Annotated in this window: 1 protein-coding gene; it reads left to right on the plus strand. The window is 58.0% G+C overall.

The annotated features are described in order from the left end of the window. A partial coding sequence (locus OQZ28_RS17520) for an IS110 family RNA-guided transposase (protein WP_176644240.1) occupies positions 1–1,001 on the plus strand: 1,001 nt, incomplete at its 5' end. Positions 1,002–1,272 lie beyond the last annotated feature (271 nt).

Below are 1,272 nucleotides of genomic sequence, written 5' to 3' on the forward strand. Positions count from 1 at the left end.
TTGATCTGGCAAAGAACATTTTCCAGGTTCATGGAGCTTCGCGTGCGGGCGAGGTGATGTTTCGCAAAAAGCTGCGTCGTCAGCAGTTTATGCAGTTCATGGCCACGCAGCCGCCTGCTCTGGTCGTTCTTGAAGCGTGCGGGAGCGCGCATTACTGGGCTCGCGAACTGGCAGGAGCTGGTCACGAGGTCAGACTGATCGCTCCGCAGTATGTGAAGCCTTTCGTGAAGCGCCAGAAGAACGATGCTGCTGATGCGGAAGCGATCGTCATTGCGGCCCGTCAGCCGGAAATGCGCTTTGTCGAACCACGCACTGAAGCGCAGCAGGCGCGTGGCGTTCTTTTCCGGGCCCGGCAGCGTCTGGTGCACCAGCGCACGGAACTGGTGAATGCCCTGCGTGCCGTTCTGTATGAATTCGGTCTCGTCGTGCCACAGGGGATTGCGCATATCAGACACATTGAAGCCATGCTGGATGAGGCGGTTCTGCCAGAGGCTGTGAAGCAGGAATGCCTTGATCTGCTGCGACAGATTTCGGAGCAGAGTGTGCGGATTGATGTCAGAACAAAGAAGATCAGGATGCTTGCCCAGGAAAGTGAAAACACCTGCAGATTGCAGAGCATGCCTGGAGTGGGTCCTCTGACCGCTCTTGCGATTGAAGCTTTTGCGCCTGACCTGCAGAGCTTCCGGCGCGGGCGCGACTTTGCTGCGTGGCTGGGGCTGGTGCCCCGTCAGTTCTCATCTGGCGGAAAGGAAAGGCTGGGGAAGATATCAAAAGCCGGGCAGGCTGATATCCGCAGGCTTCTCATCATGGGCGCCATGACCCAGGTGAACTGGGCCAGCCGTAAGGCCCCTGCACCGGGAAGCTGGCTGGCACGGATGCTGGCCCGCAAGCCCCGTATGCTGGTAGCCATTGCGCTGGCCAACAGGATGGCACGAGCCATCTGGGCCATGGCAACAAAACAGGAGGATTATCGGGATCCGGCCCTGTCCGTGGCAGCCTGAGCGATGGCTCGGCTCCCGCGGATGGAACCGGTAGGGGTGTGAGAGGGCGATGACCTGAATGGGCGCATGATCGTCTGATCCGGATCGGAAAAACCAGTGGATTTCTCTGTGCTTTAAAGCACGCCTGTGAGATTTGGATCTGATCCGCTGATCACCATACTGGCCAGTGGCTTCTGAAAGGCCACATCAACAGGCCTTACAGAAGACCGCACACGATCACACGTCAATATGGGTCAGAAAACTCTTGCATAACGGACGGCAACCACAGAAG

The organism is Komagataeibacter sp. NFXK3 (assembly GCF_054182245.1).